This is a genomic window from Pseudomonas imperatae, assembly GCF_057128625.1.
Genome location: NZ_JBSKHP010000031.1, coordinates 42,943 through 58,323, shown reverse-complemented (window position 1 = coordinate 58,323; position 15,381 = coordinate 42,943). Strand labels below are relative to the sequence as shown.

16 protein-coding genes are annotated in these 15,381 nt (G+C 65.2%); 7 read left to right on the top strand and 9 right to left on the bottom strand.

The genetic code is table 11. The annotated features are described in order from the left end of the window. Positions 1-41: 41 nt before the first annotated feature. The 5 genes from ACWKWX_RS28150 to ACWKWX_RS28130 form a co-directional block, all read right to left on the bottom strand. On the bottom strand, positions 42-1,385 hold the full coding sequence (locus tag ACWKWX_RS28150) for an MFS transporter (protein ID WP_483829493.1): 1,344 nt from the start codon (positions 1,383-1,385) through the stop codon (positions 42-44). Between the two features lie 103 nt (positions 1,386-1,488). Continuing rightward, positions 1,489-2,283, bottom strand: a complete 795-nt coding sequence (locus ACWKWX_RS28145) for an IclR family transcriptional regulator (RefSeq protein ID WP_483829492.1) — start codon at positions 2,281-2,283, stop codon at positions 1,489-1,491. A 63-nt stretch (positions 2,284-2,346) separates the two neighbouring features. Beyond that, on the bottom strand, positions 2,347-3,390 hold the full coding sequence (locus ACWKWX_RS28140; RefSeq protein WP_473005952.1) for a Gfo/Idh/MocA family protein: 1,044 nt from the start codon (positions 3,388-3,390) through the stop codon (positions 2,347-2,349). 88 nt (positions 3,391-3,478) lie between these two features. After that, positions 3,479-5,983, bottom strand: a complete 2,505-nt coding sequence (locus ACWKWX_RS28135) for an ABC transporter permease (RefSeq protein ID WP_483829491.1) — start codon at positions 5,981-5,983, stop codon at positions 3,479-3,481. A gap of 4 nt (positions 5,984-5,987) precedes the next feature. Next, positions 5,988-6,671 carry an ABC transporter ATP-binding protein gene (locus tag ACWKWX_RS28130; RefSeq protein ID WP_473005954.1) on the bottom strand — a complete coding sequence of 228 codons (684 nt, stop codon included), beginning with the start codon at positions 6,669-6,671 and terminating at the stop codon, positions 5,988-5,990. A gap of 10 nt (positions 6,672-6,681) precedes the next feature. Between ACWKWX_RS28130 and ACWKWX_RS28125 the strand changes: the two genes are divergently transcribed. The 3 genes from ACWKWX_RS28125 (at position 6,682) to ACWKWX_RS28115 (ending at position 8,742) form a co-directional block, all read left to right on the top strand. Next, positions 6,682-7,287 carry an arylesterase gene (locus ACWKWX_RS28125; RefSeq protein WP_416423303.1) on the top strand — a complete coding sequence of 202 codons (606 nt, stop codon included), beginning with the start codon at positions 6,682-6,684 and terminating at the stop codon, positions 7,285-7,287. Between the two features lie 57 nt (positions 7,288-7,344). Continuing rightward, positions 7,345-7,632, top strand: a complete 288-nt coding sequence (locus ACWKWX_RS28120) for a hypothetical protein (RefSeq protein ID WP_416423304.1) — start codon at positions 7,345-7,347, stop codon at positions 7,630-7,632. A 99-nt stretch (positions 7,633-7,731) separates the two neighbouring features. Then, positions 7,732-8,742, top strand: a complete 1,011-nt coding sequence (locus tag ACWKWX_RS28115; RefSeq protein ID WP_416423305.1) for a L,D-transpeptidase family protein — start codon at positions 7,732-7,734, stop codon at positions 8,740-8,742. An 888-nt stretch (positions 8,743-9,630) separates the two neighbouring features. Here ACWKWX_RS28115 and oprI read toward each other — a convergent pair. Next, positions 9,631-9,882 carry an outer membrane lipoprotei OprI gene (gene oprI / locus ACWKWX_RS28110; RefSeq protein ID WP_008372139.1) on the bottom strand — a complete coding sequence of 84 codons (252 nt, stop codon included), beginning with the start codon at positions 9,880-9,882 and terminating at the stop codon, positions 9,631-9,633. Between the two features lie 587 nt (positions 9,883-10,469). On the opposite strand from oprI, the gene ACWKWX_RS28105 reads away from it, so the two are divergent. Then, positions 10,470-10,751: a GNAT family N-acetyltransferase gene (locus ACWKWX_RS28105; protein ID WP_416423306.1), complete on the top strand. Its 282-nt coding sequence runs from the start codon at positions 10,470-10,472 to the stop codon at positions 10,749-10,751. Positions 10,752-10,820: 69 nt separating this feature from the next. Here ACWKWX_RS28105 and ACWKWX_RS28100 read toward each other — a convergent pair whose 3' ends face one another. Together ACWKWX_RS28100 and ACWKWX_RS28095 are read right to left on the bottom strand one after the other, a co-directional pair. Next, positions 10,821-11,897, bottom strand: coding sequence for a 3-deoxy-7-phosphoheptulonate synthase (locus ACWKWX_RS28100; RefSeq protein WP_416423307.1), 1,077 nt, complete (start codon positions 11,895-11,897; stop codon positions 10,821-10,823). A gap of 147 nt (positions 11,898-12,044) precedes the next feature. Further along, on the bottom strand, positions 12,045-12,476 hold the full coding sequence (locus ACWKWX_RS28095) for a PilZ domain-containing protein (RefSeq protein WP_416423308.1): 432 nt from the start codon (positions 12,474-12,476) through the stop codon (positions 12,045-12,047). On the opposite strand from ACWKWX_RS28095, the gene ACWKWX_RS28090 reads away from it, so the two are divergent. The 3 genes from ACWKWX_RS28090 (at position 12,475) to cysB (ending at position 14,550) form a co-directional block, all read left to right on the top strand. Next, positions 12,475-12,861: a YbbN family protein gene (locus ACWKWX_RS28090; RefSeq protein ID WP_416423309.1), complete on the top strand. Its 387-nt coding sequence runs from the start codon at positions 12,475-12,477 to the stop codon at positions 12,859-12,861. The genes ACWKWX_RS28095 and ACWKWX_RS28090 overlap by 2 nt on opposite strands. Before the next feature lie 94 nt (positions 12,862-12,955). Further along, positions 12,956-13,456: a universal stress protein gene (locus tag ACWKWX_RS28085; RefSeq protein ID WP_416423310.1), complete on the top strand. Its 501-nt coding sequence runs from the start codon at positions 12,956-12,958 to the stop codon at positions 13,454-13,456. 119 nt (positions 13,457-13,575) lie between these two features. Further along, the gene (gene cysB / locus ACWKWX_RS28080) at positions 13,576-14,550 is read left to right on the top strand and encodes an HTH-type transcriptional regulator CysB (RefSeq protein WP_416423311.1); all 975 of its coding nucleotides are present in this window, start codon (positions 13,576-13,578) and stop codon (positions 14,548-14,550) included. A 53-nt stretch (positions 14,551-14,603) separates the two neighbouring features. Here the strand turns inward: cysB and ACWKWX_RS28075 are convergent, their stop codons facing one another. Further along, complete coding sequence (locus ACWKWX_RS28075; RefSeq protein WP_475506254.1) at positions 14,604-15,338, bottom strand: phosphoadenylyl-sulfate reductase; 735 nt, start codon at positions 15,336-15,338, stop codon at positions 14,604-14,606. Between the last annotated feature and the right edge of the window lie 43 nt (positions 15,339-15,381).

Sequence of the window (15,381 nt, the reverse complement as noted above, 5' to 3'; positions counted from 1 at the left end):
GACGAAGAAAAAAGCGCACCCGAAGGTGCGCAAGGTAGGTATCAGGCCGACGCCGCCAGGGTGGGCTGGCGTCGCTGGTGACGGTATTTGATGGTCAGCGCCACGATGCCCAGGGCAGCGGGCAGGGTGAGGAACAGGAACACCTGGTTGAAGTGCCAGTCGGCCGCCAGCATCAGCGCGCCCACGCCAGCGCCGCTGATGGCGCCGAAACGGCCCATGCCAGTGGCCCAGCTGACGCCGGTGGCGCGAATCTGCGTGGGGTAGAACTGGGTGGCGAGGGCGTAGCTGCCGGTGTTGACGCCGTTGATGAAGTAGCCCAGCAGCACGATCAGCGGGCACAGCACCTGAATGGTCGGCTGCTGCAGGGCAATCAGCACCGCGCTGATACCGCCGCCCAGCAGGGTCAGGCCCACCACCTTGTGGTGGTCGAAGCGGTCCATTTTCATGCCAATGGTGAAGTTGCCCAGCACGCCACCGGCTTGCAGCAGCGAGCCGATCAGCGCCGCCTGGGACAGGCTCAGGCCGGCGTCGCGGCTGATCAGCGGCAGCCAGCTGGACAGCAGGTACATGGTCAGCAGCCCCATGAACAGCGTCACCCAGATCATGCAGGTGCCCAGCCGGTAGCACGGTGCGAACAGTGCGCCCACCGAACCCTTGTCCTGGACCTTTTCTTCCGAGCTGTAGAACAGCGTGTCAGCGTTGGCCAGGCCTGGCGCCACCTTGGCCACGGCCTGCAGCAGGCGCTGCTTGAGCTCGGGGCGGTGCACCAGGAAGTTGATCGACTCAGGCAGGCAGGCCAGCAACAGCAGGGCGAAGGCGATGGGCAGCACGCCACCGGCGACCATCACCGAGGGCCAGCCGAAGTGTTCGATCAGCGCCTCGCTGCCGATGCCACCCAGGGTGGCGCCGATGGTGAAGCCGCAGTAGATGCCGGTGACCATGTGCGAGCGGCTGCGCTTGGGCCCGTACTCGGCCACCAGGGTGGCGGTGTTGGGCATGGAGGCGCCCAGGCCCAGGCCGGTGAGGAAGCGCAGCAGGGTGAGGCTGGTGATGTCGGTGGCGAACGCCGAGGCCAGGCTCCACACGCCGAAGAAGAACACCGACCCGATGATGACCTTGCGCCGCCCCAGGCGGTCGGCCATGGGCCCGGCGACCATGGCGCCGATGGCCAGGCCCAGCAGGCTGCTCATCATCACCGGGCCCAGGTCGTGGCGGGCGATGCCCCAGTCATCCACCAGCGCCGGGGCGACGAAGCCGATGGCGGTGGTGTCGAAGCCATCGAAGGCCAGCACGATGAAACCCAGCAACACCACCAGCCACTGACGCGCGCCCATGGGGCGGGCGTCGAGGAAGGTGCTGACATCCACGCGAGCGGAATGAGGCATGACGATACTCCCGATTTTTTTATTGTTGGGTGAGGCTCGGGAGTGAAAATAGCAGTAGTGGAATGCAATTCCAAATATTAATTAGATGTCATTTGTCTGTTTGTCATGTCGCGGTCATGGTGGAAAACTTCGGCACGCTGCCCAGCTCGGTCTGCGCCAGGTCCTTGGCTGCCGCCAGCAGCGCCGGCACTAGCGCCTGCATGCGCTCGGCGCTCAGGCGCACGCTGGGGCCGGCGATGCTGATCACGCCTGAAGGCGTGCTTTGGCCAGGGTGGTACAGGGCGGTGGCAATGGCGGCGGCGCCGGCTTCGAAGCTCTCGTTGACGCAGGCGTAGCCTTCGGCGCGGGCCTGGTGCAGGTTGTTCAGCAGGGCCTCGACGGTGGTCGGTGCGTTGGGGCCGTATTCGCCCGGCTTCGGCAGGCCTTGGCGGTACACCAGTTCCAGCGCTTGCTCGTCGCTCAGGCAGCTCAGCCATGCCAGGCCCGAGGCGGTGCAGCCCAGCTTGGCTTCGGCGCCGGCGTCCGGGTCGTAGCGCAGGCCGCTGCGGGTGCCCTGGGCCTTGGCCACCCACACCAGGTGTTCGCCGTCGACGATGCCCAGGCGCACCAGCTCGCCGGATTCGCCGGCCAGCCGCTCTAGGATCGGCCGCGCCAGGTCCACCACGCTGGCATGGGCCAGGTGCTTGAGGGCCAGGGAGATGACCTTCAGCGCCAGAATGTAGTTGCCGTGCTGCGGGTCCTGGCGCACATAGCCTTGCTCCACCAGGCAGGTAAGCATGCGGTGCGTGGCGCTGGGGGCGATGCCCAGGCCTTCGGAGATCTGTTGCAGGGGCAGGCCGGCGGCCTTGCCGGCCAGCAGTTCCAGCGCGCAGAGGCCGCGCTCCAGTGCGTTGCTCATGAGGTATCCCGGGAATGGCATTGAGGGTTGGAATGCCATTCTGCCTGCTTGCAGGGGTTATCGCTACAGCGTCGCCGGCGCCATGGTTCGGCCCTCAGTGGCGGCCCGTTGCGCGGCCTGCACCAGGGCCAGGGTGCGCGCGGCGTCGGCGGCCGTGACCAGTGGCGCACAGGCGCGGCGGGCTACCTGTACCAGGTGGCGCAGCTGGTTGTGCATGGCCAGGCTGTTGTCGGCCTGCTCTTGCCGGCACAGCAACGGCGAGTGCCAGCCCCGGGTGTCGCCGTACTGCCACAGTTTGAGTTGCGGCAGGCTCAGCGAGCCTTCGGTGCCGGCCAGCAGCAGGCAGGGCTGCTCGGGTTGCTGGGCGAACACCGCCGGGTTCTCACCGGCGTTCTGGTCCCAGCCCCAGGGCGCGGCGGTGGCGTCGGAGCCGGTGAGGGTGCCCAGCGCGCCGTTGGCGAACTGCAGCAGCAGCGCCGCGCTGTCTTCCACCGGCAGGTCGCGGGCCAGGTGGCTGGTGATGGCCTGCACCTCGCTGACCTCGCCGCACAGGTAGCGCATCAGGTCGAGGTCGTGGATCAGGTTGATCAGCAGCACGCCGGCGCCGGGCTCGCGGCGCCAGCCGACGTCGAAGTAGGCGTCGTCTTTGCGCGTCTGCCACAGCCCGGTCACCGTGGTCAGCCGCCCCAGCGCGCCGGCTTCGATGATCTGCCGGGCACGGCTGATAATCGGGTTGTGACGGCGGTGATGGCCGATCAGCAGCGGCACGCCGGTGCGCCGCTCGGCGGCGACCAGCAGCCGCGCCTGCTCCAGGGAACAGGCCACCGGCTTCTCCAGCAGCGTGGCGACGCCGGCGTCCAGGCAGTCGATGGCCGTGGGCACGTGCAGGTCGTTGGGGTTGGCGATGATCACCGCATCGGGCCGGACGCTGTCGAGCAGCGCCTGGTGGTGGGGGTAGCTGGGCACGTCGAAATCATCGGCCAGCTGGCGGGTGAACGGGTCGGCGACCGCCACCAGTTGGGTCTCGGGCAATTGCTGCAGGTAGTGGGCGTGTTGACGGCCCATGGCGCCGGCGCCGATGAGGGCGACCCGGAGGGGAGTTGGCATGCGTGTGTTCCTGATTGTTGTTTTTGGCTGCAGGATGGTTTCTGGAATCTAGTTCCAAAAAACCATCCATGCAACCTTGCACACGCAATCAGCTGTCGCGCAGCACCGCCAGCGGGCTGGCGTTCAAGGCGCGGCGGGTGCCGAACACCCCGGCGCCGCCGATCAACAGGGCGCCCACCAACGGCAGCACCAGCAGCCAGGGGTGCGGGTGCCACTCCAGGTTGAACGCCAGGCGGTACAGCGCCAGGCTGATCAGCTCGGTGCCCAGGGCGGCCAGCAGGCCGCTGGCAGCGCCGAGCAGGCCGAACTCGATGCGCCGCGCCTTGACCAGCAGCCGGCGTTCGGCGCCCAGGGCGCGAAGCAGGGCGCCTTGACGGATGCGTTCGTCCAGCGTGGCCTGCAGCCCGGAGAACAGCACCGCCATGCCCGCCGCCAGCACGAACAGCAGCACGTACTCCACCGCCAGGGTCACCTGGGCGAGGATGCTGCGCAGCTGCTCCAGCAGCGCTTCCACCTGCAGCAAGGTCACCGCCGGGAATGCCCGCGCCAGCTCCACCACCTGCTGGTCGTGGCCGGGGGCCAGGTAGAAGCTGGTGAGGTAGGTGGTGGGCAGGTCCGTGAGGGTGCCGGGCTGGAAGATCATGTAGAAGTTGGGCTGGAAACTGTCCCAGTGCACCTCGCGCAGGCTGGTGACCCGGGCCTGGCGCTCGCTGCCGCCGATGTTGAAGGTCAGGGTGTCGCCCAGCTTCAGCTTGAGGCTGTCGGCCAGCTTGGCTTCCACCGAGACGCCGGGGTGCTCGGTGTCGGGCACGGGGCCCCACCACTGGCCGGCGGTGAGGCTGTTGCCGGTGGGGACCTCCGCCGACCAGGTCAGGCTCAGGTCGCGCTCGGTGGCCTGGTCGCCGCGTGAATCGCGGGTCACCAACTGGCGCACCGGCTCGCCGTTGACCGCGGTCAGGCGCCCGGGGATGACCGGGAACAGCGGCGCCGACCTGGCCGAGTAGCTGGCCAGGCGCTGGGCGAAGTTGTCCTTGTCGCTGGGCAGGATGTTCAGGGCGAAAAAGTTGGGCGCGTTTTTCGGCAGCTGGTTCTGCCAGGTGTCCAGCAGTTCGCCGCGTAGCAGGGCGATCAGCGCCATGGACAGCAAGATCAGGCCGAAGGCCAGGGACTGCCCGGCAGCGGCCAGTGGGTGGCGCAGCAGCTGGCCCAGCCCCAGGCGCCACGGCAGCGGCGCGCCTGCCAGCAGGCGCCGCAGGCTTTGCAGCGCCAGCAGCAGCACGCCGCCCAGCACCAGCGCCGCCAGCAGGCCGCCGGCGAGCAGGGCGAAGGTCAGCAGCAGGTCCAGGCTCAGGCGCCACATGATCAGGCCCAGCGCCAGGATGGCCAGGCCGTACACCAGCCAGGTGCTGGCGGGCACCGGCAGCAGGTCGCGACGCAACACCCGCAGCGGCGGCACGCGGCCCAGCGCCGCCAGTGGCGGCAGGGCGAAACCGGCCAGCGCTACCAGCCCGGTGCCGATGCCGGCCAGGGCGGGCAGGGCGCCGCCACTGGGGATGGCGCTGGGCAGCAGGCCCTGCAGCAGCTTGAACAGGCCCAGCTGGGCCAACCAGCCCAGCAGCGCGCCGCTGACGCAGGCCAGCAGGCCCAGCACGGTGAGTTGAATGCAGAACGACAGCAGCACCTCGCGCCGCGACAGGCCCAGGCAGCGCAGCAGCGCGCTGGCGTCGAAGCGGCGGCTGGCGAAGCGGCTGGCCGACAACGCCACGGCCACTCCGGAGAGCAGCACCGCCACCAGGCTGGCCATGTTCAGGTAGCGCTCGGCCTTGCTCAGCGCACTGCCGATCTGCTGGTTGCCGTCGCGGGCATCCTGGATGCGCTGGTTGGGCGCCAGGCCTGCGTGCACGGTCTGCGCGTAGGCGGCCAGGGCGATGGGCTTGCCGCGCCACAGGTCACGGAAGGTCACCCGGCTGCCGGGTTGGATCACCCCGGTGGCGGCCAGGTCAGCCTCGTTGATCATCACCCGTGGGGTCAGGCTGTAGAAGTTGCCGGCGCGATCGGGCTCGTAGGTCAGCACCCGCGCCAGGCGCAGGGTCTTGTTGCCGACGTCGATGCTGTCGCCGATCTTCAGGTTCAGCGCCGCCAGCAGCCGTGACTCCACCCAGGCCTCGCCCGGGCCCGGCCGGCCGCCCGCGCTTTCCTCGCCGTAGGGCTGGGCGGCGCTTTTCAGCTCGCCGCGCAGCGGGTAGTTGTCGTCCACTGCCTTGATGCTCGACAGCTGGATGCCGTTGTCAGTGGCCACCACGCTGGCGAACTCCACCACCCGCGCATGCTCCAGCCCCTGCTCGCGGCCCAGCCGAAGCTGCTCGGGGCGTGGCGGCGTGGTGCCTTGCAGCACCAGGTCGGCGCCGAGGAACTCGGTGGCGCGCAGCAGCATGGCCGCGTTCAGGCGTGCGCCGAAATAGCCGATGGCGGTGCTGGCGGCCACGGCCACCAGCAGGGCGAAGAACAGCACCCGCAGTTCACCGGCGCGGGCATCGCGCAGCAGTTGGCGAACGGACAGGGTGAGCAGGCGCGTGAGTGGCAATCCAGCCATCGGGTCAAGGCTCCAGGGGGCCGACCAGGCGGCCGGCATCAAGACGGATCAGGCGCCGGCAGCGGTGCGCCAGGCGTTCGTCGTGGGTGACCAGCACCAGGGTGGTGCCGCGTTCCTTGTTCAGTTCGAACAGCAGGTCGCTGATGCGCTCGCCGGTGTGGCTGTCGAGGTTGCCGGTGGGTTCGTCGGCGAACAGCACGTCGGGCTCGGCGGCAAACGCGCGGGCGATGGCCACGCGTTGCTGCTCGCCGCCGGACAACTGCCGCGGCGAATGGCTCAGGCGCTGGCCCAGGCCCACCCGCTCCAGCAGGCCGCGGGCGGTGTCGCGGGCGTCGTGGCGGCCATCGAGTTCCAGCGGCAGCATCACGTTTTCCAGGGCGTTGAGGCTGTCCAGCAGTTGGAACGACTGGAACACGAAGCCCACGTGCTCGGCGCGCACCCGCGCGCGCTGGTCTTCGTCCAGCTGGCTGAGGTCGCGGCCGGCCAGGGTAACGTTGCCGGCGCTGGGCAGGTCGAGGCCGGCCAGCAGGCCCAGCAGCGTCGACTTGCCCGAGCCCGAGGCGCCGACGATGGCCAGGCTGTCGCCCTTGTGCAAATCCAGTGACAGTTCGTGCAGGATGGTCAGGTCGCCTTCCGCGCTGGGAACCACTTTGCTAAGGTTCTGAGCTTTGAGGATGCTGATGCCCATGGAGAATCCGATGCGAATGTTGTGGTTGAGTGCTGGCCTGGCGCTGATGGTGCTGGCGCAGAACGCAGCGGCGGGTACCGTGCTGGTCGTGGGCGATAGTATCAGCGCCGGTTTGGGCCTGGATACCAGCAAAGGGTGGGTGTCCTTGTTGCGACAACGGCTTGAGCACGAGGGTTTCAAGGATGAGGTGGTGAATGCCTCCATCTCGGGCGACACCTCGGCGGGCGGCCAGGCGCGGCTGCCGGCGCTGCTGGCGGCGCACAAGCCCCAGGTGGTGATTTTGGAATTGGGCGGCAACGATGGCCTGCAGGGGCACCCGCCGGCGCAATTGCAACAAAACCTGTCAGCGATGATCGATGGCGCCCGCGCCGCCGGTGCCAAGGTGCTGTTGCTGGGCATGCAACTGCCGCCCAACTACGGCGTGCGCTACACCACTGCCTTCGCCCGGGTGTATGGCGACCTGGCCACGCAGAAGCAGGTGGCGCTGGTGCCGTTTTTCCTCGAAGGGGTGGGTGGGGTGCCGGCGCTGATGCAGGCCGATGGCATCCATCCGGCGGTGAATGCCCAGGGCAAGTTGCTGGAAAATGTCTGGCCGCAGCTAAAACCGCTGCTTTGACGCTTTTCTAGCAACCGCGTTTCGGCTAATGTGGCGCCCCCCGATCTGGAGCCCCCAATGCCGCGTCCTGCCTGGTCCCTGTTTGCGTACCAACTTATCGAGCCCGATGAGCAGCTCGATCTGTTCGCGTGCCAGGAAATTCGTGTGCACCTGATCGCCCGCCAGCTCGAGCTGGGGGGCTCGGCCGACCGCACGTTGTGTGGCACCCTGTTGCCGGCCCAGCCGCGTTGGTCCGGGGTGGCCCCCTCGATATTCCGCGACCGGCGCCTGTGCCCGCTGTGCAAGGCCATCCTGCAGGCGCAGAAGAAGGGCACCCGGCCGGTGTGGCCGGAACTGGCCAACTGATTTTCTGTTCATCCGCTGTCCGTCCACAGGCCTCCCGGTAAGCGGGGCGTCGGTGTACAATCGTCCGATTATCCCTCTCGTTTTGCAAAGGATCCTCGGATGTTGCCGCGCTTTTCCGTCGTCACCCGTTGCCTGGCCCTGACCGCTGCCATCGCCGCCGGTCCCGCTGCGGCACTGGAATTCCCCCTGCCGCCACCCGGCCAGGACATCGTCGGTCAGGTCCAGGTGATCAAGGCCAAGTACGAAGACACCTTTGCCGACCTGGGTGAAGCCAACGACCTGGGCTACCTGGAAATGATCGCCGCCAACCCTGGCGTCGATGCCTGGCTGCCGGGCGCCGGCACCGAGATCGTGTTGCCCACCCGCTTCATCCTGCCGCCGGGCAAGCGCGAAGGCATCGTGATCAACCTGCCTGAATACCGCATGTACTACTTCCCCAAGGGCGAGAACGTCGTCTACACCTACCCGATCGGCATCGGTCGCGAAGGCTGGGGCTCGCCAATCTCGCAGACCAAGATCACCGGCAAGATCCCCAACCCGACCTGGACCCCGCCCGCGTCGATCAAGGCCGAACACGCCGCCGACGGCGACCCGCTGCCGAACGTGGTGCCGGCCGGCCCCGACAACCCCCTGGGCCCGTTCAAGTTCACCCTGGGCATTCCGGGCTACCTGATCCACGGTTCCAACAAGAAGTTCGGCATCGGCATGCGCACCAGCCATGGTTGCTTCCGCATGTACAACTTCAACGTGCTTGAACTGTCGAAAATGGTGCCGGTGGGTACTCCGGTGCGCATCATCAACGAGCCCTACAAGTTCGGCGTGAGCGAAGGCAAGATCTACATCGAGGCCCACACCCCGCTGGACGCCAAGGGCGACCCGTCGGCGGTGGACAAGCACACCGCGGTGATCAACGCGATGCTCAACCGCCCGGACCTCAACGGCACCAACATGCAGATGAACTGGGATACCGTGCGTGACGTGGTGGCGGCCGAGGACGGCCTGCCGGTGGAAATCGCGGCGCCTGGCGTGGCGGGGTCTGCGAACGACTCGGTTATTTCCAAGGCGCCGGTGACGCCTGCGCCGCAGGTGCCGGTGCAGAAGATGGATTGATTGCCGGCTGGCATCAAAAAGGGGGAGGCCGCTGACGCGGGCTCCCCCTTTTTCATGCCAACGAAGTTGGCAACTGCCGCACCGCGAACTGGTCTTGACCTTGATCTTGATCCCATGCGGCCGTTGATCTTGATTGTGTGCCCCATAAAGCGCCAGGGCCGACTGGAGGCGTTGACCGAGCGGTCCACGGCGTAGCCGGGGAAGACGGAACCGGAGGCGCTTCTATTCCGGGCCGTCGTCCGCTTGGACGACGCCGGAGGGAGGGGACCCGAAGCGAAGCGTAGGGACCAAGCAGGGGCAAGCCTTTTTTGCTTACTTTTTGTGGCGTTTGACAAAAAGTGAGCCGCCGTAAGGGCGGAAAGGTGATTGTGCATCACCCTAGGAAATGGATATGTTCACGATGGTCGGATCCCGCTTCTGACGTTTCTGGATATATCCATTTTCGTGGTGCGACCACCGACCGTTTCGGCCTTACGCCGACTCACTTTTTGGCAGTCGCCCCAAAAAGTAAGCAAAAAGGGCTTGCCCCTGCTTGGGCCCTCCGCTGCGCTACGGGTCCCCTCCTTCCGGCGCCGCTCAACGGGCAGACGGCACCCGCTATAGAAGCCTGCGGGTTACCGTCTCTTCGGCCTGCGGCCTCGGCCCTTCGGGCAGCCCGTTGATCGACGCCTCCAGTCGGCCCGGGCGCTTTACGGGGCATACAATCAAGATCAAAAGCCAGATCAAAAGCCAGATCAAGATCACAAGCCAGATCAAGATCACAAGCCGAAGCAAGATCACAACCCGAGACAAGACCACAAACAACGGTAACGGCTGCTGTTTGTTCCAGGCATAAAAAAAGCCAGCCCACCAAAGGTGGGCTGGCCTTGCAATAATCCCGAGGGACTATTACTTACGGCTTGCCTTGTCCAGCATGCGCAGAGCGCGCTCGTTGGCTTCGTCAGCAGTCTGTTGAGCTTTCTGGGCAGCAGCCAGAGCTTCGTCAGCTTTGCGATAAGCTTCGTCAGCACGAGCTTGAGCGCGAGCCGAAGCATCTTCGGTAGCGGTCAGGCGAGCTTCGGTTTCTTTGGAGGCGCTGCTGCAACCGGTAGCCAGGACGGCGGCCAGAGCCAGAGCAGAGAATTTCAGAACGTTGTTCATCGTGATCCCCTTCAAGGACTTTCTATTTAAAGCCATCTCTCGTGAGTGAGAAAATAGCCGGCGTACATAGTACCCATTACTTGTAGTAAGTAAAATGACCTAACGCAAGAAGCAAAAAAAATTCTCGCCAACCCCTCTGTTGTATTGACGACAGCCCACGTACAGGTTCCACCAGCCAGTCTGGAAAAGGCGTCAAGGGGCGGGTGAGGTGTGAGCTGCATCACCTTTGCAGCGGTCACTATTAAACCTGGGCAACGCTTCCCGGTGTGTTTGGTAAAGCCTGCTAAAGTGTTTTTTACTGAACTAGTAGTGACTTCAATTGTCGGCAGTCGTCGAAGGTTTAACATTCGGCAATGTTCAGTCGGGGCTGCCTTCAGATGTTCGGTCACGTAAATGTTACGTACAGCCGGGCGAGTGTCTTGAGTGTCGGTGGCAACGGCGCCTACTATTGAGCTACGTGCTCCTTTGAAAAGAGAACGACAAAGCTCGTCTCTGTGTCGAAACAGGCACGGGGTGGCGTAGAGGTTCCTTCGCCGGAAAAACATCGGTAAGGTAAGGGTCACATACAAGACCCGCGAGGAGTTGTGATGAGCGAGGCGTTGTCCATCCACCATGACCAGGCCGGTCATCAATTCGAGACCAACGTAGACGGTCATCGTGCCTACCTGACCTACATGGACCTGGGTAAGCAGACGCTGGATATCTATCGTACCTTCGTGCCCAACGCGTTGCGCGGCCGCGGCATTGCCGCGGCCCTTACCGAGCAGGCGCTGGCCTATGCCGACCGCATGGGGTACACCGTGATCCCGTCGTGCTCCTACGTGGAGCGCTACATGGAACGTCACCAGCGGCACGCCGCCAAGACCTGAACACGCGTCGGCCACCAGCCAGACACGAAAACGCCGGGGCATGCCCCGGCGTTTTCATGTGCGCGCTGCTTAGCCGCGGGCGCGCTTGGGCAGCACGTCCTTGAGCTTGGCGTGCATGTTGCGCAGGGTGGTCTCGGTGCTGGCCCAGTCGATGCAGGCATCGGTGATGGACACCCCGTACTGCAGCTCGGCCAGGTCCTTGGGAATGGCCTGGCAGCCCCAGTTCAGGTGGCTTTCCACCATCAGGCCGATGATCGAGTTGTTGCCCTCGACGATCTGGTTGGCGACGTTCTCCATCACCAGCGGCTGCAGGGCCGGGTCCTTGTTGGAGTTGGCATGGCTGCAGTCGACCATGATGTTGGGGCGGATGCTGGCCTTGTTCAGGGCCTGCTCGCACAGGGCGACGCTCACCGAGTCATAGTTGGGCTTGCCGTTGCCGCCGCGCAGCACCACGTGGCCATAGGCGTTGCCCTTGGTGGTGACGATGGATACGCCACCTTCCTGGTTGATGCCCAGGAAACGGTGCGGGCTGGAGACTGACTGCAGGGCGTTGATGGCCACGGTCAGGCCGCCGTCGGTGCCGTTCTTGAAGCCCACGGCCGAGGACAGGCCCGAGGCCATTTCCCGGTGGGTCTGGGATTCGGTGGTGCGCGCGCCGATTGCCGACCAGCTGATCAGGTCCTGCAGGTACTGCGGCGAGATCGGGTCCAGGGCTTCGGTGGCGGTCGGCAGGCCCATTTCCGCCAGGTCCAGCAGCAGCTGGCGGCCGATGTGCAGGCCGTCCTGGATCTTGAACGAGTCGTCCAGGTACGGGTCGTTGATCAGGCCTTTCCAACCCACGGTGGTGCGCGGCTTCTCGAAGTACACGCGCATCACCAGGTACAGGGTGTCGCTCACTTCAGCGGCCAGGGCCTTGAGGCGCTCGGCGTATTCGTGGGCGGCCTTGATGTCGTGGATGGAGCAGGGGCCGATCACCACGAACAAGCGGTGGTCCTTGCCATCGAGAATATCGCGGACAACCTGGCGGCCCTGGGTCACGGTCTTCAGCGCGGCCGGGCTCAGGGGGATGTCCCGCTTGAGCTGGTCGGGGGTGATCAGGGTGTCGTTGGAGGCGACGTTGAGGTCGTCGATCGGTAAATCAGCCATCGTGTTACTCGTCAGGTCACGGGTGCCGGCCGCCAGCGATCCCCCCGCGCGGCGGAGCACAGCTTATTTTGGGCGCAGCGGGGACCGGAACCTTAGCGCGAACGCAGGGGCTGCGACAATGGGGCGCGGGCGAAATGCGTAACGAATTTAATACGAAGCGTCGCTCAGGCTGGCCTGGGAGAACTCCGCGGCGTGGCGCTCCACCCACTGCCGGGCCAGCGCGTCGATGCTTTCCACGTTGGCGGAAAAGGGTGATTGTGTTTCGCAGTATTGCTGGATCTGGCAGACCTGCTCGCCCATGCGCGCGCCGAACAGCGTCTGTTCATCGGTAAACGCCACGCCGATCAGGTAGCCTGCAGGTTGTTTGCGGCACCAGGCCACGTAGCCGGGATAGCGCAGGCCATTGTTCAGGGTGGGCATGCTCAGGTCGATGGCGGTGCCGGCGCGGTAGGCGCGGTGGTGCTGGCAGGCCACGCCGCCCAGGCTGATCACGTGCAGGCGGCGGGCGGCAAGGGCAGGGCGGTGACACAGGTTCAACTCTACGGCTACATCGAAAGGATGAGGAAGAAAACGACCCATGAACACTGGCTCCGAGTGTCAGCTGGTTGACGAAGATGCCTGCAGGCCCCTGCAGGAACTGGAACTGACTGATTTGACTATAGATCACGTATTGCTGGATGCGCCGGGTACGTCACTGCTGATTTTCACCGGCGCCGGCTGTGCCAGCTGCCGGGTGGCGCGCCGCGAGCTGCCGCGCCTGCCGCTGGCGGTGCAGCGCCTGTGCTGGATCGATGCCGGCGACAACTTCGGCGCGGTGCAAAGGTACGAGGTCTTCCACCTGCCTGCAATCTTTGTCGTGCACAACGGCCAGTTCCATGGCGCGCTGAACGCACGGCTGCTGGCTGGCGAAATCGACCTGCGGGTGCGCGAGGCCTTGCTGCGCGCGCCCGACGAGCTGCCGTGAGTCCCGTCCGCCAGGTTATGAGCGGGGCGTCGGACTGTGGGCGGCGCTGCTAAGCTTGTGCAAGCTCTGCCGTTTTGGCAGTCGAGGAGATCACATGATCCGTTCGATGCTGTATGCCACTGACCTGGGTCTGTACGCCCCCTACGTGATGCAACACGCGCTGGCCCTGGCGCGCACCTTCAAGGCCGACCTCTACGTGATTCATGCCGTGGAGCCCATGGGGCTGTTCGCCGAGTCGGTTTTGCAGAGCTACCTGGACGAGCCTACCCTCAACGAGCTGCACAGCGAGGGCCTGAGCACCATGATGGCCGGCATCGAGCACAAGGTGCTCGACGGCTTCCGCGAAGAGCTGGGCGAGGGCCAGCAGGACCTGGCCCTGATCACCGCCGTGCGCGTGCGCCAGGGCGACCCGGCCCAGGTCATCCTCGACCAGGCCCAGCGCCTGGCGGTGGACCTGTTGATCGTCGGCAGCCACAGCCACGGCGCCGGTGCCGACATTCCCCTGGGGCGCACCGCCGCGCGGGTGCTGCAGCTCTCTACGGTGCCGGTTTACATGGTGCCGCTGTCCCAGCAGCTGGGCCGGCGCAAGGCTTGAGCGCGGGCAAGGGTGCACTCACGTACAAAATCTGATAAAAAGTTCTAGATTTATTACCCAGACCATTAATATAGTTATAACTCGTCGCTGTTGGCGTTTATCTGCTTTGAGGGATTCATATGAAGCTTCAACAATTGCGCTACATCTGGGAAGTAGCGCACCACGACCTCAACGTCTCCGCGACAGCACAAAGTCTCTATACCTCCCAGCCCGGCATCAGCAAGCAGATCCGCTTGCTCGAGGACGAGCTGGGCGTTGAAGTCTTCGCCCGCAGCGGCAAGCACCTGACCCGGGTCACCCCGGCCGGTGAGCGCATCATCACCACCGCCGGCGAGATCCTGCGCAAGGTGGAAAGCATCAAGCAGATCGCCCAGGAATTCTCCAACGAGAAAAAAGGCACGCTGTCCATCGCCACCACCCACACCCAGGCGCGCTACGCGCTGCCGCCGGTGATCAGCAACTTCATCAAGCAATACCCCGACGTGGCGTTGCACATGCACCAGGGCTCGCCCATGCAGATCGCCGAGATGGCCGCCGACGGCACCGTCGATTTTGCCATCGCCACCGAGGCGCTGGAGCTGTTCGGCGACCTGATCATGATGCCGTGCTACCGCTGGAACCGTTGCGTGGTAGTGCCCCAGGGGCACCCGCTGACCAAGCTGCCGAAGCTGACCCTGGAAGTGCTGGCCGAATACCCGATCGTGACCTATGTGTTCGGTTTCACCGGCCGTTCCAAGCTGGACGAAGCCTTCAGCCACCGCGGCCTGACCCCCAAGGTGGTGTTCACCGCGGCCGACGCCGACGTAATCAAGACTTACGTGCGCTTGGGCCTGGGCGTGGGCATCGTCGCCAAGATGGCGGTGGACACCAAGCTCGACAGTGACCTGGTCATGCTCGACGCCGACCACCTGTTCGAGGCCAGCGTCACCAAGATCGGCTTCCGCCGTGGCACCTTCCTGCGTGGCTTCATGTGCGACTTCATCGAGAAGTTCGCCCCGCACCTGACCCGTGACGTGATGGCCAAGGCCATCCAGTGCCACAACAAGCAGGAGCTGGAAGAGCTGTTCGACGGCGTCGAACTGCCGGTGCATTGATTCCCGGGCTTCGGGCATAAAAAAACCGGCCAATCTGGCCGGTTTTTTTTGCTTCAGGCTTTCTGGATCAGGTTGCCTGCATGCAGCCCGCATTCCTTCTGCGTGGCTTCTTCCCACCACCAGCGGCCTTCGCGCTCGTGCTGGTTGGGCAGCACGGGGCGGGTGCAGGGCTCGCAGCCGATGCTGATGAAACCGCGCTCGTGCAGGCTGTTGTACGGCAGCTCGAGCATGCGGATGTAGCCCCAGACTTCCTCGCTGCTCATCTGCGCCAGCGGGTTGAACTTGTACAGCGGGCGCTCGGGCGTGGAAAACGCGCCGTCGATTTCCATCACCGCCACCTGGCTGCGGGTGCCCGGGCTCTGGTCGCGGCGCTGGCCGGTGGCCCATGCCTTCACGGTGGACAGCTTGCGGCGCAGCGGCTCGATCTTGCGGATGCCGCAGCATTCGCCGTGGCCGTCCTTGTAGAAGCTGAACAGGCCCTTTTCCTTCACGAACGGCTCAAGCCGGGTGTGGTCGGGGGACACCAGCTCGATGGCGATGTTGTAATGCTCGCGCACCTGGTCGATGAACCGGTAGGTCTCCGGGTGCAGGCGGCCGGTGTCGAGGCTGAATACCTTGACGTTCTTGTTCAGCTTCCACGCCATGTCCACCAGCACCACGTCTTCGGCGCCGCTGAAGGAGATCCACAGCTCGTCGCCGAAGTGCTCGAAGGCAAGCTTGAGGATGTCCTGGGGGGACTTGTTGGCATAAGTCGCGGCGAGTTCGGCGACGTCGAGGTTCAGGCTCATCAGGCGGCTTCCTAGGTCATTCGGCGCTTGGGCGCTCATTTGT